We start from the raw sequence: 18731 nt of genomic DNA, 5'->3' as shown, positions 1-18731 counted from the left end.
TCACATGCGGGGGTACCGGGTGTACTACCGTGGGTGTTTCCACCGGTGCCCTGCGCAACCGCGCTTTACGACGCTCCCCTGTCAGCCCGGATGCGCATTTAATACTTGACCCGTCCCTCCATGCACAGCCAGTCGTCGAACACCTCCCGGGCGCGCCGGTCCGGGACATGCTCGAAGGGGATACTGCGGTCGTGCGGGCTCCTGCCCAACTCGGTATCGATCCTCACATCATCAAACCCGATCCGTGCGGACTCCGCTGCGGTATTGGCGAAATACACCTTCCCGAGGCGCGCCCAGTACACGGCCCCGGCGCACATCGGACACGGTTGGGCATTGACGTAGAGCTCGCACCCGGTGAGATCCGGGGTGTTGAGCTGACGGCTCGCGGACCGGATGGCGACCATCTCCGCATGGTTGGTGGGATCCTTCGTGGTGAGCACAGTGTTGTAGGCCTCCGCGATGATGCGGTCACCACGGACAATGACCGCCCCGAAGGGACCGCCCTGACCGGCCTCCATTCCCCTGCGGGACAGCTCGACGGCGCGTTGGAGAAAGTTCGGGTTCATGGTCCCCGATTATGCCCGCGTCGGCGGGATGGGCGTGCGCACGGGGTGATCCTCGATTACCGTTTCCAACAGGACGAAGAGCTGCTACTTTCCGATACTTTCCAGAACAACATTTAAAAGTTTATGTTTAAACTGATTTAGGTCAGACCTATTTAAATGGGTTAAGATAAATGAAAAATAACACCATCGCCTGAGGAGTGTCATGACCAACGCCCGCGATCACCACACCCCCCTGACAACTGATCCACCGGCCCCCAGCCCGACCCGTGAGACACCCGGTGCCTACCGGGTGCTGACCATGGCCACCCTGGGCTTCACGCTGATGTTCGCCGCCTGGATGATGTTCGGAGTTCTCGGCATCCCCATCCAGGAAGAATTCGGACTGACGGATGTCCAGTTGTCCCTCATCAGCTCCGTGGCCATCCTCAATGGTTCCCTGTGGCGCCTGCCAGCCGGAATCATCGCCGACCGTCTCGGTGGTCGCATCGTGATGACGGTGCTGCTGGTGGCCTCCGCCGTTTTCAGCTACATGGTCTCCCTGGCTGATTCCTACTCCATGCTCCTGGGTCTTGCCTTCGCCGTGGGCCTTGCCGGTAACTCCTTCTCCGTCGGCAACACCTGGGTGGCGGCCTGGTTCAGCCAGCGTCGAAACGGTTTGGCGATGGGCGTGTTCGGTGCCGGCAACGTCGGCGCCTCGGTCACCAAATTCATCGGCCCGGTCATCATCGCGGCCACGACAGGCTCCCTGTACTTCGGCGGATTGGTGGAGGGTGGCTGGCGGCTGGTACCCGTGATCTACGCCGTGGCCCTCCTGGTCACCGCGGTGCTGTTGTGGTTCATCACGCCGGCGCAGGACAAGAAGCCGGGGCAGGGCCGGAAACTCTCCGAGATGCTCGCCCCTCTGAAGCAGGGCCGCGTCTGGCGTTTCAGCCTCTACTATGTGGCGGTCTTCGGTGCCTATGTGGCCCTGTCCTCCTGGATGCCCAAGTACTACATCGACATGTATGGTGTCTCCACCTCCACTGCCGCCCTGTTGACGGCCCTGTTCATCTTCCCGGCCTCCCTGATGCGTCCTGTGGGAGGAACCCTGTCCGACCGCTTCGGGGCCCGGCGGGCGACCATCTTCGCCCTGCTGATCATGCTCACCGCCAGTGGCATCCTCGCGCTGCCCCTCACCATCAACATCGTGCTGTTCACGATCCTCCTGTTCACGCTGGGTGTGGGCATGGGTATCGGCAAGGCCTCGGTGTTCAAGTACATCCCGGATTACTTCCCGGGCAATGTGGGATCCGTCGGCGGCCTGGTGGGTATGTTCGGCGGCCTGGGCGGCGCCTTCCTGCCCCCGCTCTTCGCCGGTGTGAAAACCGCGACGGGACTGGACCAGGCCACCTTCCTGGTGATCTTCGTTCTCGTGGCCTTCTGCCTGGCCTGGTTGCTCCGCGCCATCTCCCTGATGAAGCGCACCTCCGCCGACCCACTGTGGCGACGCTTCGGCATCTAGAACTGGGCTGGCCCCGGTGGGCCCTGGATCTTCGCCCAACTGTTCGGGCTTATCGACGGGGACGTGTCCCGCCCCTGTGGCACACTGATTTTTATGAGCTCAATCGCCCAGGTGTTGTCTTTTCAACGGATTTTGACGGACTCCCCCGCAGTCCGTCTGCTGGCAGCCAAGAATGCCCCCTTCGTCATGGCCACTGTGGCTGTTCATTTCGGGGGCGCTCCGGCTCCCCGTCCGGCGTCCGAGGTGTATGAGTTGATGGCGGCGGATCTGGCGGTACTGCGCCAGCGCGGGATGGATCTGCCGAAGACCCCGGCGGAGTACTGCACTGCCTGGGTTCGGAGTGGGTGGCTGGTACGCAGGGCGGGAAGCCAGCGGACCGGCGAATTGCTGGAGCCCGCCGAGGATGCCTTGAGCGCACTCCAGGCGGTACAACGCTGGGAGAAACCACGGTCGGCGGTGACGGCATCCCGGTTGGAGTCAATCTCGGAGGCGTTGCGGGGTCTGGCACGCGACACCGACCCGGATATCTCCTCGCGCCTGGAACGTCTCCAGATTGAACGTGACCGTCTGGATCGCGAGATCGAACGGGTCTCACAGGGCGATTTCGAACTGCCGTCCGTGGAGCGGGTGTCCGAACGACTGGAGGATATCCTGACCTCCGCGTCATCAGTGCCCGCGGACTTCGCCCGTGTCCGGCAGGAATTCGAGGTACTCAACCGCACTCTGCGCCGGCAGTTACTGGATCCCGATGCCACGCGCGGGGACGTGCTGGATGATATTTTCACGGGCGTGGATCTCATCAGCGACTCCGAAGCCGGTCGCAGTTTCAATGGTTTCTATTCCATCATCACCGACCCCGAGCGCAGCGCCTACATCGACGCCTGGATCGACCAGATTCTCGCCAGCGAACCTGCCCGTCACCTTGACCAGGACAGCCGGATGTCTCTGCGCAGTCTCATCCGGGATATGGAGGACGCCGGGGCTGAGGTGAACTCGGTGATGACAGGTCTGGCCCGCTCACTGCGCCACTATGTGGCCAGTGAGCAGTTCGCGGAGGATCGGAAGATGATCGAGTTGATCCGTGAGACCCGTGCCCTGGCCGCGGATGCCGTCGAGGAGTCGGAACTGAATGCCATCCACGCGATGGACACCCCACTTCAGCGCATCGGCATGAGCATTCAGTCCGTCAGTTCCATCGAACTGGCCAATCCGGGTGAGGAAGTGGTGGAGGGCGAAACGACGGTGAATGCGCCGCAATCGATCAACGTAGAAGAGCTGATGGCCACGGTTCGTCAGTCGGAGATTGACCTCGAGGAGCTGATCAACTCGGTTCGGGACACCGTGACGGCGGAAGCCGGACAGGCGACGATCAGCCAGGTGCTGGCCAGGCACCCGGCCACGCAGGGACTGGGCAGCATCGTCGGGTTACTCCACCTGGGGCTCAGACACGGCGTGCCCGGCGTGCCCGGCAGCCACCCCGGGCACGTCACCTGGGAAGAGGGCGGAACCACCCGCCACGCCACCATCGACCAGTATTCTTTTGACGCCACCAGCCTGGAGGAAATGTAGATGTCCACCATTGATCCCCTCTGGACCGGGGATACCGGCACCTTAAGTCTCGACTCGCGTCGCGCCCTGGTTCAGCTCCTCAAGGGCCCGTTGATGCGCAAGACCAGGCATCCGGAACTGTGGTCAGCCGTGATCACGGACACCCAGGCCCTGCGCAGTCGCCTCGCCGATGTATTCCTCGACCTCATCGTCGATGAAGACGCCGGCATCGCCTTCACCCGGATGGCCTCCCCGGACAACGACCTGAAGATCCCCGCGGTGCTGCGCGTCGACCGGCTGAAGCACGTCGATACGCTGATTCTCCTGCACCTGCGCAATGAACTGGGCCTGAGCGCCCCGGGTGAGCGGGTGATCGTGGATGTCGAGGAGCTGCGCGACCAGGTTCGTTCCTACCAGCGTGCGGATGACCTGGATGATGCCGCCTATGCCAAGCGTTTCAACGCCGCGATCACCCGGATCCGCAACACCTACAACCTGCTCGACGACACGGAAACCACCGGCCGGTATGAGGTCTCCCCCGTGCTGCGTCACATCTTCGACGTGGACACCGTGACCGCTCTGCGGGATGAGTACGCGCGCTACGCCACCGGTGCGAAGGAGCAGAAATGAGTCCCATCTATCCAGGCCAGTTCCGGCTCTCGCGCATCCAGCTGATCAACTGGGGCACCTTCTCCGGTTACGTCGACATGCCCATTGCCAGACGGGGCCACCTCATCACCGGCGGGTCGGGATCGGGTAAATCCACGCTTCTCGACGCCATGGCCGCCATCCTCGTCCCGCCCGTCAAAGTGCGCTTCAATGAAGCCGCACAACAGGGGCTCAGTCGCGAGCAGGGACGCACTCTCGCGTCCTACATCCGGGGTGCGTGGCGACGCCGTGAAGACGCCGAGACCGGTGGCATCGCGTCCACTTTCCTGCGGGGCAAAGCCACCTACACCGTCGTCGGGCTCACCTACGACGATGCCGCCGGCACGACCTACACGCTGGTTGGCCTGTTCTATCTCCGCGCAGGGGACACCGCCAACGCCCAGGTGCAGAAGTTCTACGGCACCGTGCCCACCGATATTGACGTGCGGGACTTCGAGCAGTACCTGAAAGTGGGCGTCGACAAGCGGAAGATCAAGAGCGCCTTCCCCGGGGCCCGTTTCAGCGACCAGTACCGCGTTTTCGCTGATTATTTCCGGCCACGCCTGGGCATGCACACCGAGGAGGCCCAGCTGCTGCTGCACCGCACGCAGTCGGCGAAGTCACTGTCCAGCCTCGATCAACTCTTCCGTGACTACATGCTCGAACCACCGGCAACCTTCGACATGGCTGACGAGGCCGTCCAACAGTTCGACGACCTGCGTCAGGCCTATCGACGCGTCATCGACGTCCGCGCCCAGATCACCGTCCTGGAACCACTGGTGGGTCTGCGTGATCACCGCGATGCTGACCAGGCCCGCAGGGAACACGCGGCACAGATGAAGCGGGCCTTCCCCACCGTGCGCGACACCCTGCACCTGGAGAACAACCGTGACCGTCTGGCGGAACTGGCCACCAGGCGCACCGCTGCTGACGCCCGCGTGGCGCAGCTGCGGGAGACCCTCGACCAGGCACAGCAGAGAGTGACATCGGACACCGCAGCACTTCAGTCGCAGGGTGATGGACGCCTGAACGTCATTGAGGAACAGGAGGCGCGGATAGGTGAGCGGCGGGAGCGTCGATTAGCGGATCGGGAACGGGTGCACAACGCCGTGCACGCTGTCGGTGGCACCATGCCCACCGACGCGGAGAAATACGCCCAGCTGCTCGTCCACGCCCAGGAGATCGAGTCGAACTCCCCTGACCGTATCAGCCGTTGGGAAGCCGAGAAACTCAGCGATGAGGTGGACCGCCGCGACCTGAAGAGCCAGCGCGATGAGCTCACCGCGGAGCTGAGTTCCCTGGGTCAACGCAGCAGCAACATCGACCGTCGCTACATCCTCGTGCGGGAGGTCCTCGCCGAGGCACTGCAGGTGACCGAACAGGAACTGCCCTTCGCCGGTGAGCTCATCGATGTCCACCCGGATCACCTCCGTTGGGAACCCGTCATCCAGCAGCTCCTGGGATCCTTCGCCACCACCTTGCTGGTCCCGGAACGACTCGCCCAGGCCATCAATTCCTATGTCAACCAGACCAGTCTCGGCATCCGACTGATCTACCGCGTCATCCCAACCAATGTTGTGGTCTCCCGGGGTTCGTCGAGCCCGAGGGCCCTGAGCAACAAGCTCCAGTTCACCGAGGCGCCGATGTCGACCTGGGTGCGCAATGAAGTACTGCGCGACCATGACTACGAGTGCGTGGACAATGAACGTGAATTGGACGCACTCGCCGCCCATCAGCAGGGCGTTACCCTCAACGGCCTGGTGCGCCAGCGCACCTACAGGGACGGTTCGATCGGCTACATCAAGGACGACCGCCGCAGGCTGGACGATCGTTCCTCCTACCGCCTCGGCTCCTCCAACGACGACAAGATCGAACTGCTACGCGACGCGATTGCCACACTGGACACACAGATCACCGCCGCCGGGAACCGGATCACCGAGAAGCGGCGTCAGATCACCCGCGAACGGACGCTGATCGAACGCGCCAGGGACATCGCCCAGTTCACCTTTGACCAGATCGATGTCAGCGTGGACGATGCCAGTCTCACTGCACTGGCCCAGCAGCGCGCCGAGATCCTGTCCTCACCGGAGCTCGCTCAACTCCAGCAGCGTGTCGATGAATCCCGGCAGCGTTACGCCGAGGTGGATTCCGCCTTCCGGGCCGTTGACCGGGAGGCCGGGCAGCTTGCCACAGAGATCGACACCATCACCCGGGACATCGCGCGTCTGGAATCTGAGCTGGCCGGCCGCGCGCACGTCGATGAGGACATCTCCCGGGAGCTGAGCGCGCGCATCGACGTGGAGACACGTCGCGTCACCCAGGGCAACATCGACAGGATCACCGACATCATCATCGGTGAACTCGATGCCACCATTGCTGCCTGCGAAACAGCCATCACGCAGGCAAATTCAGGAATCACCCGTATCCTGGCGCGGTATATTGCCGAGTGGCCCGCCGAGAAGGCCGAGCTCCAGGCCGATCCGAGTTTCGCGGGTGAGGCCATCAACCGCCTGATGTTCCTGCGTCGCGATCGACTGGGGGATTTCGAGGGCCGCTTCCTCGACCTCATGAACGAGAGCTCGGTGAAAAACCTCGGCGCATTGTCGACCTCTCTTCGTCGCGCCCGCGGGGACATTGAGACCCGCCTGCACCCGGTCAACGAGTCGCTGGGGCGTTCCGAGTTCAACCCCGGTCGGTGGTTGCGTGTCGAGGTCAGGGACAACCGCAATACCGATGCCCAGCAGTTCGTGGATGATCTCACGACGGCGACCAGTGGTGCGATGGCCGCCACCCGCGACCGGGATATCGCCGAGGCAGAGAAGCGCTATCAGGTGTTGTCGGTTATCCTCGACCGCCTCGGCAGCGAGAATGCGGATGATCAGCGTTGGCGTCGATTGGTTCTGGACACCCGGTTGCATGTCCGTTTCATCGCCTCCGAGGTCGACGCTGACGGTGCCGTGGTCAACACCTACGTGGATTCGGCATCACTGTCCGGTGGACAGGCCCAGAAACTGGTGTTCTTCTGCCTGGCGGCTGCGCTGCGCTTCCGTCTGGCCGAGGCCGATGAGGACCACCCGCGCTACGCCACCGTGGTGCTGGACGAGGCCTTCGACCGGGCGGACCCAGCCTTCACCCGCACCGCGATGGACATCTTCACCGAGTTCGGTTTCCACATGGTGCTGGCCACACCGTTGAAACTCATCCAGACGCTCTCCCCCTATGTCGACGGCACCGTCGTCATCAACTACTCCGAGGGCGTCGATGACAACGGCAACGACGTGGCCAGGTCCGGGTGGGCACACATCGACTCCCCCACGGAGGTGACAGATGCGGTTTCCTGATGACGTCTCGCAGCGCGCCGGGGTCCACTTCCGTTCCCATCTTCCCGAATTGCTCACCGATGACGCCTACGCCTGGTCTCTGCCCCTGCAGCCGCCCACCACCGCCACCGCCTCCCGCGACTTCGATACCGTTCAGGACTTCATCCGTACCTGGCAGGCCTGGCCCGGCCCGGGCAGCATCACCGTCGAGGAGAAGCACTGGCACCGTATTGGACTGGGTATCCAGCCCGTGCCGACGCGCATCAGCACCTCAACATCTGCTGAGCTTGCCGAGCTCGCAGGAGCAACCGAAATATTCTCGGAATTGCAGCACAAGCTCGCACTGCTCGGTGCTCAACACACCGAGCGCGCCGTGGAGGTGGTGCCTTTGTGGAGGGACCTTCCGACGGAGGAATGCGCTTGGGTACCCAGGGTCGTGGACTGGTTCCGGCAACACCCCGAGTCCGGGCTCCGACCGCGTGCCGTGGCCGTCGCCGGGGTGCACGGCAAATGGTTGGAACGCCATGCGCGTCTGGTGCGTCACCTGCTCGGTGTGGAGGACCTGGGGCTGGTCACCGGTGATCATCTCATCCGCCTGAGGATCCTCGACCAGTCACTGGGGACCGGGTTGACCGATATCAGCACCCCGGTCGCCGAGGCCGCCACGATGTGGCCTGGGAGCGGACCACGGATCGCGCTGATCGTGGAGAATAAGGAGACCTTCCTGAGCCTGACCGCCGCCTGGCCCGGGGCCGTGGCCGTGTGGGGTGCCGGCTACGCGGTGGGTTCCCTGGACCGACTCCCCTGGCTGCACCGCTGCGACAGACTCGTCTACTGGGGTGACCTCGACGCCGAGGGATTCGCCATCCTCCACCGGCTGCGCAGCAGCTTCGCGATGGTGGAATCGGTGATGATGTCACCGTCTGACGTCAACCGCTGGGCCCACCTGGGTGTCCCCGACCCGGGTGATGCCACCACCGTTCTGCCCCTGCTCACCCCATCGGAATCCGATGCCCGGAGAGCCCTGCTGACAAGGGGAAAGATCCGGATCGAACAGGAACGCATCCCCTGGGATACCGCGCACAAGACGCTCGACGAGGTGCTCGGCCTGACCGACTGAATAGAAAAAAGAGGCGGCCCGCATGATGCGGACCGCCTCGATTTGTTGTACCCCGTACGGGATTCGAACCCGTGTTACCGGCGTGAGAGGCCGGCGTCCTAGGCCTCTAGACGAACGGGGCATAAAGGACACGATCACTATGAAAATCCAGCTGATCGCAGCTGGCCTACCAGGACTCGAACCTAGAATGAGGGTACCAGAAACCCTTGTGTTGCCAATTACACCATAGGCCAATGTCATCCAGCGGTTAAGCTCTGCGAGCTGCGCTGTTAACGGCTTTTACTATAACCACAACGGTGTCACTCGACCAAATCCGACTCCCCGCCGCACCCACACAACCGGCTGGATCTGGCCGCTCACTTCCTCACCACGCCATAAATCCCGTACACCTGATCGTCGGGCAGCATGATGGTGATCTCCTCCGGCCTGATGCCGGAGGCGAGCATCAGGCGTTCAACGTCCTGCTCGGATCGTTCCCGGACTCCCGGCCAGCACACCGCTCGTTTATGGATATCCAGATTGGGGTGGGTGGGACGCATATTGGTGAAGACAAGCACTCCGCCCGTTTCAAGCATCCGGTGGAGACGACCCATCAGGGTGATGACCTCATTCTCATCGAGATACTCCACCAGTCCCATTGCATCGATGCACTGGGGTGCGAAATCCAGCGCATCCCGGCCGCTCAGGTAACCCCCCATGAACCAGGCCATTGCCTGGGCTCTGGATCTGATCCCCCGGGCATGAGCCGTGACCGCATCCTCAAGGAAGGGGTCAGCCGCAACAGGTATCGCGCAGGATTGAGACGGGATTCAGCAGGCATCCGGGGACACTCGCAGATGAAGGCCCAACCCCGTGGAGAAGAGCGTGACCTGTCCCTGTTCTGCCCGGTAACGGCGGTTGGAGAATCTGCCCGTCATCGTCATCTCGACAATCCGGGATCCTGCTCTTCTTCCGCTGCTTCCCCACCGGGCCGGCACCGCGGGAGGGTGTGGGAAAATTTTACGGACACCAACCGAAACCCCACCAGACCTCAAAACCAGGGGCACCGGACACAGAGAGATGACCCGGGAGGAAGAAGACCCTGGACAACAGAAAAAGCCAGATCCGAAGATCTGGCTTTCATCATTGGTACGCCAGTCATCACGCAACATATACGAGGTGTTGTCAAGCGCCGCCGAGTCCTTAAAAACGGCCAATCTACCAGGGCTAATGAGATAAATATCTCATCCTAAACTCAGACAGTCTCCGATGCTAAATTAGCTCACTTTGGTGGCATCTCCGTCACGAAACGAGCATAGCGGACGAAACTTATACGACCAAGAGGGTCAAGCGCAACCCTCTCTATCTCCCAGGTAATAGACCTGGGGGGTCGACAGTGCACTGGGTGGCGTGAGGCTTAGTACTGTCTAGTATCTCTCGATAGTGGAGCAGTTAATATTGGGGCTATGCGGATTATATGGGGCAGAGTTGGGGACTCTACAATTGATTCCGGTGTTGCCCCTGAACGCACCACTCCCAATACTCGTCACCGAACTAGGTATAGTGACACTGGTGAGTTGGTTGTACATAAACGCATAACGCCCAATACTCGTCACAGAATTAGGGGACCTGACCCCCGTTTGGTGGACACCTTGAAACCAGCATGATGCTGGGAAAGGTAATCTGCCACCATGCCAAGCAAGACCTACACCGAGGAGTTCAAGCGCGACGCTGTCGCGCTCTACGAGAACTCCCCAGGGGCTTCGATTCAGACCATTGCCACTGGTCTCGGGATCAACCGCGCCACCCTGCATAACTGGTTGAAGAAGTACGGGACAGGCGTCCGGGCCAAGGCCACCGCGGTGTCATCCTCACCTGCCTCAATAACAGAAGCCGAGCGGATCAGACAACTGGAACGCGAGGTCAGCCGCTTGAGAGAAGAGCGCGATATCCTGCGGAAGGCCGCTAAATATTTCGCGGAAGAGACGAACTGGTGATCCGCTTCCGTTTCGTTGATGACACCTCCACGACCTATTCGGTTAAGCGGTTATGTGAAGTCCTAGGGCTTAATAGGTCCTCCTATTACAAATGGAAAAACAGCAGCCCAGCCCGCAGAAAACGACTTATATCCGACGCTCTCCTCGGGGCTCGGGTCAAGACGGCATTCACCGCCGAACGCGGTTGTTACGGTGCCAAACGGATCACTGCTTCAACTCAAAGACCAGGATGATCAGGCCCCTGTGAATCACAAGCGGGTCGCACGGATCATGAAGTCCTTGAAACTCTTTGGATACATGAAAAAACGCAAGGTCACCACCACCGTGTCGGATCAAAAGTTGCCGGTGTTTCCTGACCTGGTGGGCCGGAAATTTACTGCCGACAAGCCTAACCAGCTCTATGTCGGGGACATCACGTACCTGCCGATTCAGGATGGGTCAAATATGTACCTGGCCACTGTCATTGACTGCTATTCCCGCAGGTTGGTGGGCTTTTCCATCGCCGATCACATGCGCACCAGCCTGGTCCAGGATGCACTGACCATGGCTAAGGGCCAGCGCGGAGACTTGAAGGGTACGATTTTTCATTCGGATCACGGCAGTGTTTATACCTCGAACGCGTTCCAGGACACCTGCAAAAAGTTGGGGATCAGGCAGTCGATGGGAGCGATTGGCACCAGTGCGGATAACGCCCTGGCAGAGTCCTTCAACGCCACGGTGAAACGGGAAGTCCTGAAGGATTCCAAGACATTTGCGAACCAGTTGATCTGTCGCCGGGATGTTTTCCGCTGGTGTACCCGTTACAACACGGTGCGCCGGCATTCCTGGTGTAGATATCTTGCGCCTGTGGTGTTTGAGGAGCGCGGTTCTGTTATCCTGAGATCTGCTTCCTGATTAAATCCTCCGTGTCCACTATCCGGGGGTCGGGCCCCTTGGTTCTGAAGCAGTATTTGTGGACACCCGCGAGCAAAACCAAGTCCATCTCGGAACCGTTGTTGGGGCATTGAATATTCCGCGCGGCGCCAAGGCGTCCAATTTTGCGGCGTGGGTTATTGATCCTCAAAAGGATGCTCAGGACCTTATTGTTTTGGCTCCGGACGCCAATACCGCTGCGGATTTCCGCGACGCTTTGCTGCGGGTTGGCATCGACACTGTGCGTTATTTCACCAACAGTATCGATGGATTGCCTACCTTTGTGCCAGAACTCATCTCCCCCGCTGAGCTAGCTGAGACCAACTATGACGCACTGATTGATATCCGTGCAAAGTCCGAATTTGCCGCTGGCAGCATTCCCGGCGCGCAGCAGCTTTCTGGAGGTTCGGCCATGTGGCGCCTCAATGAGCTGCCTGCGGGTGGCACTTTGGTAACCTTCTGCCAATCAGGAGCGCGAAATACCGTGGTAGCCAATGCTTTGCGACGCGCCGGATTCACCGTTATCGAGCTCGAGGGCAGCTACGCCGCGTGGGAAAAATCAGCTGCCAATCCTAAAAACTTGCAGACTACCGTCTAGTTTTAGATCCGGCGCTGTATCAACTAAGCAATCACCCCTTTTAAGAGAGGCCACATTATGTGTCGCGCAGTTACTTGTAAGAAGTGCGGAAAGACCACCTGGGCAGGCTGCGGCCAGCACGTTGATCAGGTTATGAAAAATGTTCCGAGCTCCCAGCGTTGCCAGGGCCACGAGGCAGAGCCTTCCCAGGGCTTCCTTTCCAAGCTTTTCGGCTAAGCATGCCAGATATGGCCAATCCTTCCGGGGGTTGGCCGTTTTTTGCTTTTCGACGCAAACCCACCGCCGCAGGCAAGAGTTTTTCGTCGAAAAGCGCAGTGTTTTTAGCAATCGGAAGCAATTATCGAATCTAATAGTCCCAGTTATGCCCGATCGGGCTACATTTTCCGGCATTTTCCTTTAGACTCATCTGCTATGACTGAAAAACAGCCACTCCCCGCCGACCTCGTCGGCAGCCATGTTCGTGCCGCTGCTGGCACCCCCGCCGACCTCGCTACTGATCGCAAGTTCTGGACTGGTCTTTCCCGTGCAGTCCAGGAGCGCATTGCCGACGATTGGGAGCGCACCCGCGAAGCTTATGGTGCTGCTCGCCAGCAACATTATTTCTCCGCTGAATTCCTCATGGGCCGTGCACTGCTGAACAACCTGACCAACTTAGGTCTGGTTGATGAGGCTGCAGCTGCTACCCGTGAGCTGGGCCATGAGCTCACCGACATCCTGGAAATCGAAAATGACGCAGCACTGGGCAATGGTGGCTTGGGCCGCCTCGCCGCTTGCTTCCTGGATTCTGCTGTTACCCAGGACTACCCCGTTACTGGTTATGGTCTGCTCTACCGCTTCGGTCTTTTCCGTCAGTCCTTTAACGAGGGCTTCCAGGTAGAAAAGCCAGACCCATGGCGCGAAGAGGAATATCCTTTTACCATTCGTCGTGCATCCGACCAGTTGGTTGTGTGCTTTGACGATATGAAAACCCGCGCTATTCCTTATGACATGCCGATCACCGGCTATGGCACTCACAACGTGGGAACTCTACGCCTGTGGAAGGCGGAGCCGTGGGAAGAATTCGATTACGATGCCTTCAACTCACAGCGCTTTACCGACGCCATCATCGAGCGCGAGCGCGTTTCCGATATCTGCCGTGTGCTCTACCCTAATGACACCACCTACGAGGGCAAGAAGCTGCGCGTTCGCCAGCAGTACTTCTTCACCTCTGCTTCCCTGCAGGCCATGATTCAGGGCCACCTGGCGCACCACAAGGACCTCAGCAACTTTGCCGAATTCCACTCCGTGCAGCTCAATGACACTCACCCAGTGTTGGCTATCCCTGAGCTTATGCGTCTGCTCATGGACGAGCATGACATGAGCTGGGAAGAATCCTGGGCAATCGTATCCAAGACCTTCGCATACACTAACCACACCGTGCTCACCGAAGCTCTTGAGCAGTGGGATCAGCAGATCTTCCAGCAGCTGTTCTGGCGTGTGTGGGAAATCATCGCAGAGATCGATCGTCGCTTCCGTTTGGAGCGCGCGGCCGATGGACTGGATGAAGAGACCATCAACCGCATGGCTCCAATCCAGCACGGCACTGTTCATATGGCATGGATTGCCTGTTACGCGGCATATTCCATCAATGGCGTGGCAGCGCTGCACACCGAGATCATCAAGGCTGAAACCTTGGCTGATTGGTATGCCCTGTGGCCAGAGAAGTTCAACAACAAGACCAACGGTGTTACCCCACGCCGTTGGCTGCGCATGATCAACCCAGGTCTGTCTGACCTGCTCACTCGGCTTTCCGGTTCCGACGATTGGGTAACCGATCTGGATGAGCTGAAGAAGCTGCGCTCCTATGCCGACGATAAGTCCGTGCTTGAAGAACTCCGCGCTATCAAGGCTGCTAATAAGCAAGACTTCGCCGAGTGGATCCTCGAGCGCCAGGGCATTGAGATTGATCCAGAATCCATCTTTGACGTGCAGATTAAGCGCCTCCACGAGTACAAGCGCCAGCTCATGAACGCGCTTTACGTACTAGACCTTTACTTCCGCATTAAGGAAGATGGCCTTACTGATATCCCGGCACGCACTGTCATCTTTGGCGCCAAGGCCGCGCCGGGTTATGTCCGCGCCAAGGCGATTATCAAGCTCATCAACTCTATTGCTGACTTGGTAAACAACGATCCTGAGGTTTCCCCGCTGCTCAAGGTGGTTTTTGTAGAGAACTACAATGTCTCCCCTGCTGAGCACATCTTACCTGCGTCTGATGTCTCCGAGCAGATTTCCACCGCCGGCAAGGAAGCCAGCGGTACCTCCAACATGAAGTTCATGATGAACGGCGCCCTCACCCTGGGCACCATGGACGGCGCCAACGTAGAGATCGTGGATTCTGTGGGCGAAGAAAACGCCTATATCTTCGGTGCTCGCGTGGAAGAATTGCCAGCCCTGCGCGAAAGCTACGAGCCATATGAGCTCTATGAGACCGTCCCTGGCCTCAAGCGCGCATTGGACGCCCTGGATAACGGCACCCTCAACGATAACAACAGTGGTTTGTTCTATGACCTCAAGCATTCCTTGATCCACGGTTATGGAAAAGACGCCAGCGACACCTACTACGTGCTTGGCGATTTCGCAGACTACCGCGAAACCCGCGACCGTATGGCCGCCGACTACGCCTCCGATCCCCTGGGTTGGGCACGCATGGCCTGGATCAACATTTGCGAGTCCGGCCGTTTCTCCTCCGACCGCACCATCCGCGATTATGCCACCGAGATCTGGAAGCTCAAGCCAACTCCTGCTGTTAAGAAGTAGGTTTTAACCTCCGCTTCTAACAAACGGCTAACCCTTTTGGGTTAGCCGTTTTTGGGGTTAAGGGGTTTAAAAGAGGGCTTTTCGACGAGTGTTGGTGGGCATTCTTATTTCCCACAATGGCAAGGGGCTTCGTCGAAAAGCGCGCTTCGTGCCCCTGAAAAATAGTTTTCCCGCGCGGGAGGCGCCTGATCAAACCGCGCGGTTATTTCTACCTAATCCTGTTCAGTGCCATATTCCCGCTCAACATACTTGAAAGCCTCTAAAGCCTGTTTAAATCCTTCGTGAAAATCCAGGCCCGGGCTTGTTGGCACTATCCCCAGGGAAATATTGCCATAACAACCATTGCGGTCGTACTTCGGACCAATACTGACCATGTAATGCCCATTTTTGGACTCAAAACGCATGAGACGACTGGTTGGACTAGATCCACTCCATTCAGCCGGACCACCATTTTTTACAAACCATTCCATCCGAGCCGGATCATGATTCCAACCGCGAATATGTTCCCCACCAGCATCAAACTCGACGAACTGGCCATCCATATGCAGGTTAGTAACTGGCTCCCATGTCGCCCTTTCGCGCAAAACCTTTACTTGTAGGTAGAAGGGTTCGTGTCCTGGTAAATGATGTCCGCAGCTATTGGGCAATGGAGGCTCAGCAGAAATATTCCCCATGGGAATCTCCTTCAAAAAATCGCTCTTCTCTGCATTCTTTTGAGTACAGAGCCGATCTTCCTTCGGGGGCACCGTGCGCGATGCGCGGTTGCCAGTCAGCCTGCCGAAGGGCTTGCGGCTGATCTTCTTGATCGTAAAATCGACATTAGCAGACAGCTTGGTCTAGATGCAAGCCGAATTTATAATGTCCCAATCCTTTTGTGTCGATGGATTCACCGATACCCTAGCCACTCTATTCAGGGCATCAGAGACGAGCGCTTGAAGAAAAAACAAGAGCCCCGGTGATGTACCAAAATGGTAGGGATCACTCCGGGGCTTAGGAATCCTAAGTGTAAGACCTTGGCGACGTGACTGGCAACTCCCCTACATCTATCGCAGAGCTCGAACAGTGGTTCTCCATCCCTAGAATGAATACATACCGAAATTCTGAAAATCCCGAAGGTTTTTACATCTGGAATACCCAGTTATCTAAAGCATATTTAGAAGATATACAACATGTAGAAGTGCTTTTAAGAAACAGGGTTGACGCCCAATTACGATCTGCTCGTGGCCCCTTCTGGTTTGAAGATGATAGCTATTTTAGATTTGCTCAACAGTTCAAAAAAGCTCTAACAACCGCCAAAAGAAGAACTAAAACAAACGATTCTCCTGGGAAAATTATCACCGCTCAGCAAGTCACATTTAAACGTCGAAAATAGGAACCTCAATATGTTTGATTCAGCAGTTTTTAATGTCGCCTCTTGGATTGAGAAAGGATTCAAGACCACTCACGGGTGTCTGAGATTCGCAAGCAACGGCCGAGTTAGAACCACTACGTAGGCGTGTCCCACCATCACCCCGTCGAAAAGCGCCCTCTCTTAACCCCCGCAAGGGGGTAACTTTTACGCGCACGCGTGCAACGCGCTAGTTTTGATGGCAGTCCCCACGGGCGCCCGAGCACGGGCTGAGATCGCGCTGATTGCTGCGCGAGCACCGTCTGAACCTGTCCGGTTAGCACCGGCGAAGGAAGAGAGGAATGGTGCAATGACGCCTACCCAAAATGAGATCCACCCGAAACACAGCTACTCCCCCATCCGCAAGGACGGTCTCGAGGTCCCGGAGACCGAAATCCGCCTCGATGACTCGCCAAGCGGCCCCAACGAACCCTTCCGCATCTACCGCACCCGTGGCCCAGAAACCGACCCCAAGCAGGGACTTCCGCGCCTGCGCGAGTCATGGATCACCGACCGCGGCGACGTTGCCACCTATCAGGGGCGCGAGCGTTTGCTTATCGACGACGGCCGCTCGGCAATGCGTCGAGGTCAAGCTTCGGCTGAGTGGAAAGGCCAAAAACCAGCTCCTTTGAAGGCGCTACCTGGCAAAAGAGTCACCCAAATGGCCTATGCGCGTGCTGGCGTGATTACTCGTGAAATGGAGTTTGTGGCGCTGCGCGAACACGTTGATGTGGAGTTTGTGCGCTCGGAGGTGGCACGCGGTCGGGCAATTATTCCCAACAACGTCAACCATCCGGAATCTGAACCGATGATTATTGGTCGCAAATTTTTGACCAAAATCAACGCCAATATTGGCAATTCTGCGGTCACTTCTTCAATCGAGGAAGAGGTGTCCAAGCTGCAGTGGGCCACGCGCTGGGGTGCCGATACCGTGATGGATCTATCCACCGGCGATGATATTCACACCACGCGCGAATGGATTATCCGCAACTCCCCCGTTCCTATCGGCACCGTCCCGATCTACCAAGCGCTGGAAAAAGTAAATGGCGTGGCCGCAGACCTTAACTGGGAAGTATTCCGCGATACCGTCATTGAGCAGTGTGAACAAGGCGTGGACTATATGACCATCCACGCCGGCGTACTACTGGCCTACATCCCACTGACCACCCGTCGCGTCACCGGCATTGTCTCCCGTGGCGGTTCTATCATGGCCGGTTGGTGTCTGGCGCACCACCGCGAATCATTTCTCTACGAGCATTTTGACGAGCTGTGCGAAATTTTTGCACAATATGACGTCGCCTTCTCCCTCGGTGATGGCCTACGCCCCGGATCGCTTGCCGATGCCAACGACGCCGCGCAATTCGCCGAGCTGAAGACCATTGGTGAGCTCACCCAACGCGCCTGGGAATACGATGTACAGGTAATGGTCGAAGGACCTGGACACGTGCCACTAAACATGATCCAGGAAAACAACGAGCTGGAACAAAAATGGGCAGCGGACGCACCTTTTTACACTCTTGGACCACTAGTTACCGACATCGCTCCAGGTTATGACCACATCACTTCTGCCATTGGTGCAGCTCACATCGCCATGGGTGGCACCGCCATGCTGTGTTATGTCACCCCGAAAGAACACCTTGGCCTGCCCAACCGTGACGACGTCAAAACCGGCGTAATCACCTACAAGCTCGCTGCCCACGCAGCAGATGTGGCCAAGGGTCATCCCGGCGCGCGTGCCTGGGACGACGCCATGAGCAAAGCGCGATTTGAATTCCGTTGGAATGATCAATTTGCACTCTCCCTCGACCCCGACACTGCAATCGCCTACCACGACGAAACCCTGCCGGCGGAGCCTGCCAAGACCGCACACTTCTGTTCAATGTGTGGACCGAAGTTCTGCTCCATGCGCATTAGCCAGGACATTCGCGATATGTTTGGTGATCAAATAGCAGAGTTGGGTATGCCTGGGATTGGTGCTTCTGGTGGTTCTGGTGGTTCTTTGAAGGGCGCCTCTGGTGGGGTGCAGGAAGATGCCTCTGTTGGGGCCTGGGAGGGGATGGCTGAGAAATCCCGGGAGTTTATTGCTGGTGGTGCGGAGGTCTATCGGGAGTAGGTTAGGAACTGGCCTGGTTCAACTAGGCCAGTCCTACAATTCTTTGCATTAATCTGAAGCTACTCGCCAGTTCTCGGTTTTCAAAGGCCCTTTATTGGTAGGGAGCGGATACGGTTCCCTACCGTCATTTACAAATCGAAAACCCCGGCTCGAGCGTGTCAAGTTGTTTGTGTGTGGGGCTCCCGGATTTAAAAGTTAAAGGTAAGCCTCAAAGCGGTCTGGGAACGCCACAGACATCTGATT

13 protein-coding genes, 2 tRNA genes, 1 pseudogene and 2 riboswitches are annotated in these 18731 nt (G+C 58.5%); of the genes and pseudogenes, 10 read left to right on the top strand and 6 right to left on the bottom strand.

The features are described 5' to 3' along the window. Positions 1–98: 98 nt before the first annotated feature. The gene (locus H9627_RS12055) at positions 99–566 is read right to left on the bottom strand and encodes a nucleoside deaminase (protein ID WP_191734283.1); all 468 of its coding nucleotides are present in this window, start codon (positions 564–566) and stop codon (positions 99–101) included. A gap of 202 nt (positions 567–768) precedes the next feature. On the opposite strand from H9627_RS12055, the gene H9627_RS12050 reads away from it, so the two are divergent. From H9627_RS12050 to H9627_RS12030, 5 genes are all read left to right on the top strand, one after another. Beyond that, positions 769–2067, top strand: coding sequence for an MFS transporter (locus H9627_RS12050; protein ID WP_191734282.1), 1299 nt, complete (start codon positions 769–771; stop codon positions 2065–2067). 93 nt (positions 2068–2160) lie between these two features. After that, positions 2161–3636 carry a DUF3375 domain-containing protein gene (locus H9627_RS12045; RefSeq protein WP_191734281.1) on the top strand — a complete coding sequence of 492 codons (1476 nt, stop codon included), beginning with the start codon at positions 2161–2163 and terminating at the stop codon, positions 3634–3636. After that, the gene (locus H9627_RS12040; protein ID WP_191734280.1) at positions 3637–4245 is read left to right on the top strand and encodes a DUF4194 domain-containing protein; all 609 of its coding nucleotides are present in this window, start codon (positions 3637–3639) and stop codon (positions 4243–4245) included. It abuts the gene before it with no gap. After that, positions 4242–7604, top strand: a complete 3363-nt coding sequence (locus H9627_RS12035) for an ATP-binding protein (RefSeq protein ID WP_191734279.1) — start codon at positions 4242–4244, stop codon at positions 7602–7604. Before H9627_RS12040 ends, H9627_RS12035 begins: the two co-directional genes overlap by 4 nt. Beyond that, entirely contained in the window at positions 7591–8703 is a 1113-nt protein-coding gene (locus H9627_RS12030) for a Wadjet anti-phage system protein JetD domain-containing protein (RefSeq protein WP_191734278.1), read from the top strand. The genes H9627_RS12035 and H9627_RS12030 overlap by 14 nt, the downstream gene beginning before the upstream one ends. Before the next feature lie 48 nt (positions 8704–8751). On the opposite strand, the gene H9627_RS12025 is transcribed toward H9627_RS12030, so the two are convergent. The 4 genes from H9627_RS12025 to H9627_RS14400 form a co-directional block, all read right to left on the bottom strand. After that, positions 8752–8824, bottom strand: a tRNA-Glu gene (locus H9627_RS12025). A 40-nt stretch (positions 8825–8864) separates the two neighbouring features. Further along, positions 8865–8936, bottom strand: a tRNA-Gln gene (locus H9627_RS12020). A gap of 123 nt (positions 8937–9059) precedes the next feature. After that, positions 9060–9413, bottom strand: a complete 354-nt coding sequence (locus tag H9627_RS12015) for a class I SAM-dependent methyltransferase (protein ID WP_191734277.1) — start codon at positions 9411–9413, stop codon at positions 9060–9062. Positions 9414–10109: 696 nt separating this feature from the next. Then, the gene (locus tag H9627_RS14400) at positions 10110–10454 is read right to left on the bottom strand and encodes a leucine-rich repeat protein (RefSeq protein ID WP_191734332.1); all 345 of its coding nucleotides are present in this window, start codon (positions 10452–10454) and stop codon (positions 10110–10112) included. Between H9627_RS14400 and H9627_RS12005 the strand changes: the two are divergent. The 3 genes and pseudogenes from H9627_RS12005 to malP all read left to right on the top strand — a co-directional run bounded on the left by H9627_RS12005 (position 10374) and on the right by malP (position 14988). After that, positions 10374–11573 (top strand): annotated as a pseudogene (locus tag H9627_RS12005) (IS3 family transposase). The gene H9627_RS14400 and the pseudogene H9627_RS12005 overlap by 81 nt on opposite strands. A 58-nt stretch (positions 11574–11631) precedes the next feature. Then, on the top strand, positions 11632–12189 hold the full coding sequence (locus tag H9627_RS14345; RefSeq protein WP_318247790.1) for a rhodanese-like domain-containing protein: 558 nt from the start codon (positions 11632–11634) through the stop codon (positions 12187–12189). Positions 12190–12600: 411 nt separating this feature from the next. Beyond that, positions 12601–14988 (top strand): maltodextrin phosphorylase MalP, encoded by a 2388-nt coding sequence (malP, locus tag H9627_RS11995; protein ID WP_191734276.1) that lies wholly within the window; start codon positions 12601–12603, stop codon positions 14986–14988. Positions 14989–15200: 212 nt separating this feature from the next. On the opposite strand, the gene H9627_RS11990 is transcribed toward malP, so the two are convergent. Next, positions 15201–15662: a hypothetical protein gene (locus tag H9627_RS11990; RefSeq protein WP_191734275.1), complete on the bottom strand. Its 462-nt coding sequence runs from the start codon at positions 15660–15662 to the stop codon at positions 15201–15203. Positions 15663–15678: 16 nt separating this feature from the next. Continuing rightward, a riboswitch (SAM riboswitch) is annotated at positions 15679–15795 on the bottom strand. 214 nt (positions 15796–16009) lie between these two features. On the opposite strand from H9627_RS11990, the gene H9627_RS11985 reads away from it, so the two are divergent. Together H9627_RS11985 and thiC are read left to right on the top strand one after the other, a co-directional pair. Further along, positions 16010–16360, top strand: a complete 351-nt coding sequence (locus tag H9627_RS11985) for an Abi family protein (RefSeq protein WP_200877134.1) — start codon at positions 16010–16012, stop codon at positions 16358–16360. Positions 16361–16576: 216 nt separating this feature from the next. After that, a riboswitch (TPP riboswitch) is annotated at positions 16577–16687 on the top strand. Then, positions 16686–18488, top strand: a complete 1803-nt coding sequence (thiC, locus tag H9627_RS11980) for a phosphomethylpyrimidine synthase ThiC (protein ID WP_191734274.1) — start codon at positions 16686–16688, stop codon at positions 18486–18488. (Overlaps the previous riboswitch by 2 nt.) Positions 18489–18731: the final 243 nt, after the last annotated feature.

The organism is Corynebacterium gallinarum, from assembly GCF_014837045.1.
GTDB classification, from domain to species: Bacteria; Actinomycetota; Actinomycetes; order Mycobacteriales; family Mycobacteriaceae; genus Corynebacterium; species Corynebacterium gallinarum.
Note: the sequence above shows the minus strand (reverse complement) of the source record. Positions and strands in the feature narration are given on the sequence as shown.

Excerpts from the sequence above, each read along its gene's own strand:
- H9627_RS12055 (WP_191734283.1), bottom strand. The coding sequence starts at position 566 with ATGAACCCGAACTTTCTCCAACGCGCCGTCGAGCTGTCCCGCAGGGGA.
- H9627_RS12050 (WP_191734282.1), top strand. The coding sequence starts at position 769 with ATGACCAACGCCCGCGATCACCACACCCCCCTGACAACTGATCCACCG.
- H9627_RS12045 (WP_191734281.1), top strand. The coding sequence starts at position 2,161 with ATGAGCTCAATCGCCCAGGTGTTGTCTTTTCAACGGATTTTGACGGAC.
- H9627_RS12040 (WP_191734280.1), top strand. The coding sequence starts at position 3,637 with ATGTCCACCATTGATCCCCTCTGGACCGGGGATACCGGCACCTTAAGT.
- H9627_RS12035 (WP_191734279.1), top strand. The coding sequence starts at position 4,242 with ATGAGTCCCATCTATCCAGGCCAGTTCCGGCTCTCGCGCATCCAGCTG.
- H9627_RS12030 (WP_191734278.1), top strand. The coding sequence starts at position 7,591 with ATGCGGTTTCCTGATGACGTCTCGCAGCGCGCCGGGGTCCACTTCCGT.
- H9627_RS12015 (WP_191734277.1), bottom strand. The coding sequence starts at position 9,413 with ATGGCCTGGTTCATGGGGGGTTACCTGAGCGGCCGGGATGCGCTGGAT.
- malP (WP_191734276.1), top strand. The coding sequence starts at position 12,601 with ATGACTGAAAAACAGCCACTCCCCGCCGACCTCGTCGGCAGCCATGTT.
- H9627_RS11990 (WP_191734275.1), bottom strand. The coding sequence starts at position 15,662 with ATGGGGAATATTTCTGCTGAGCCTCCATTGCCCAATAGCTGCGGACAT.
- thiC (WP_191734274.1), top strand. The coding sequence starts at position 16,686 with ATGACGCCTACCCAAAATGAGATCCACCCGAAACACAGCTACTCCCCC.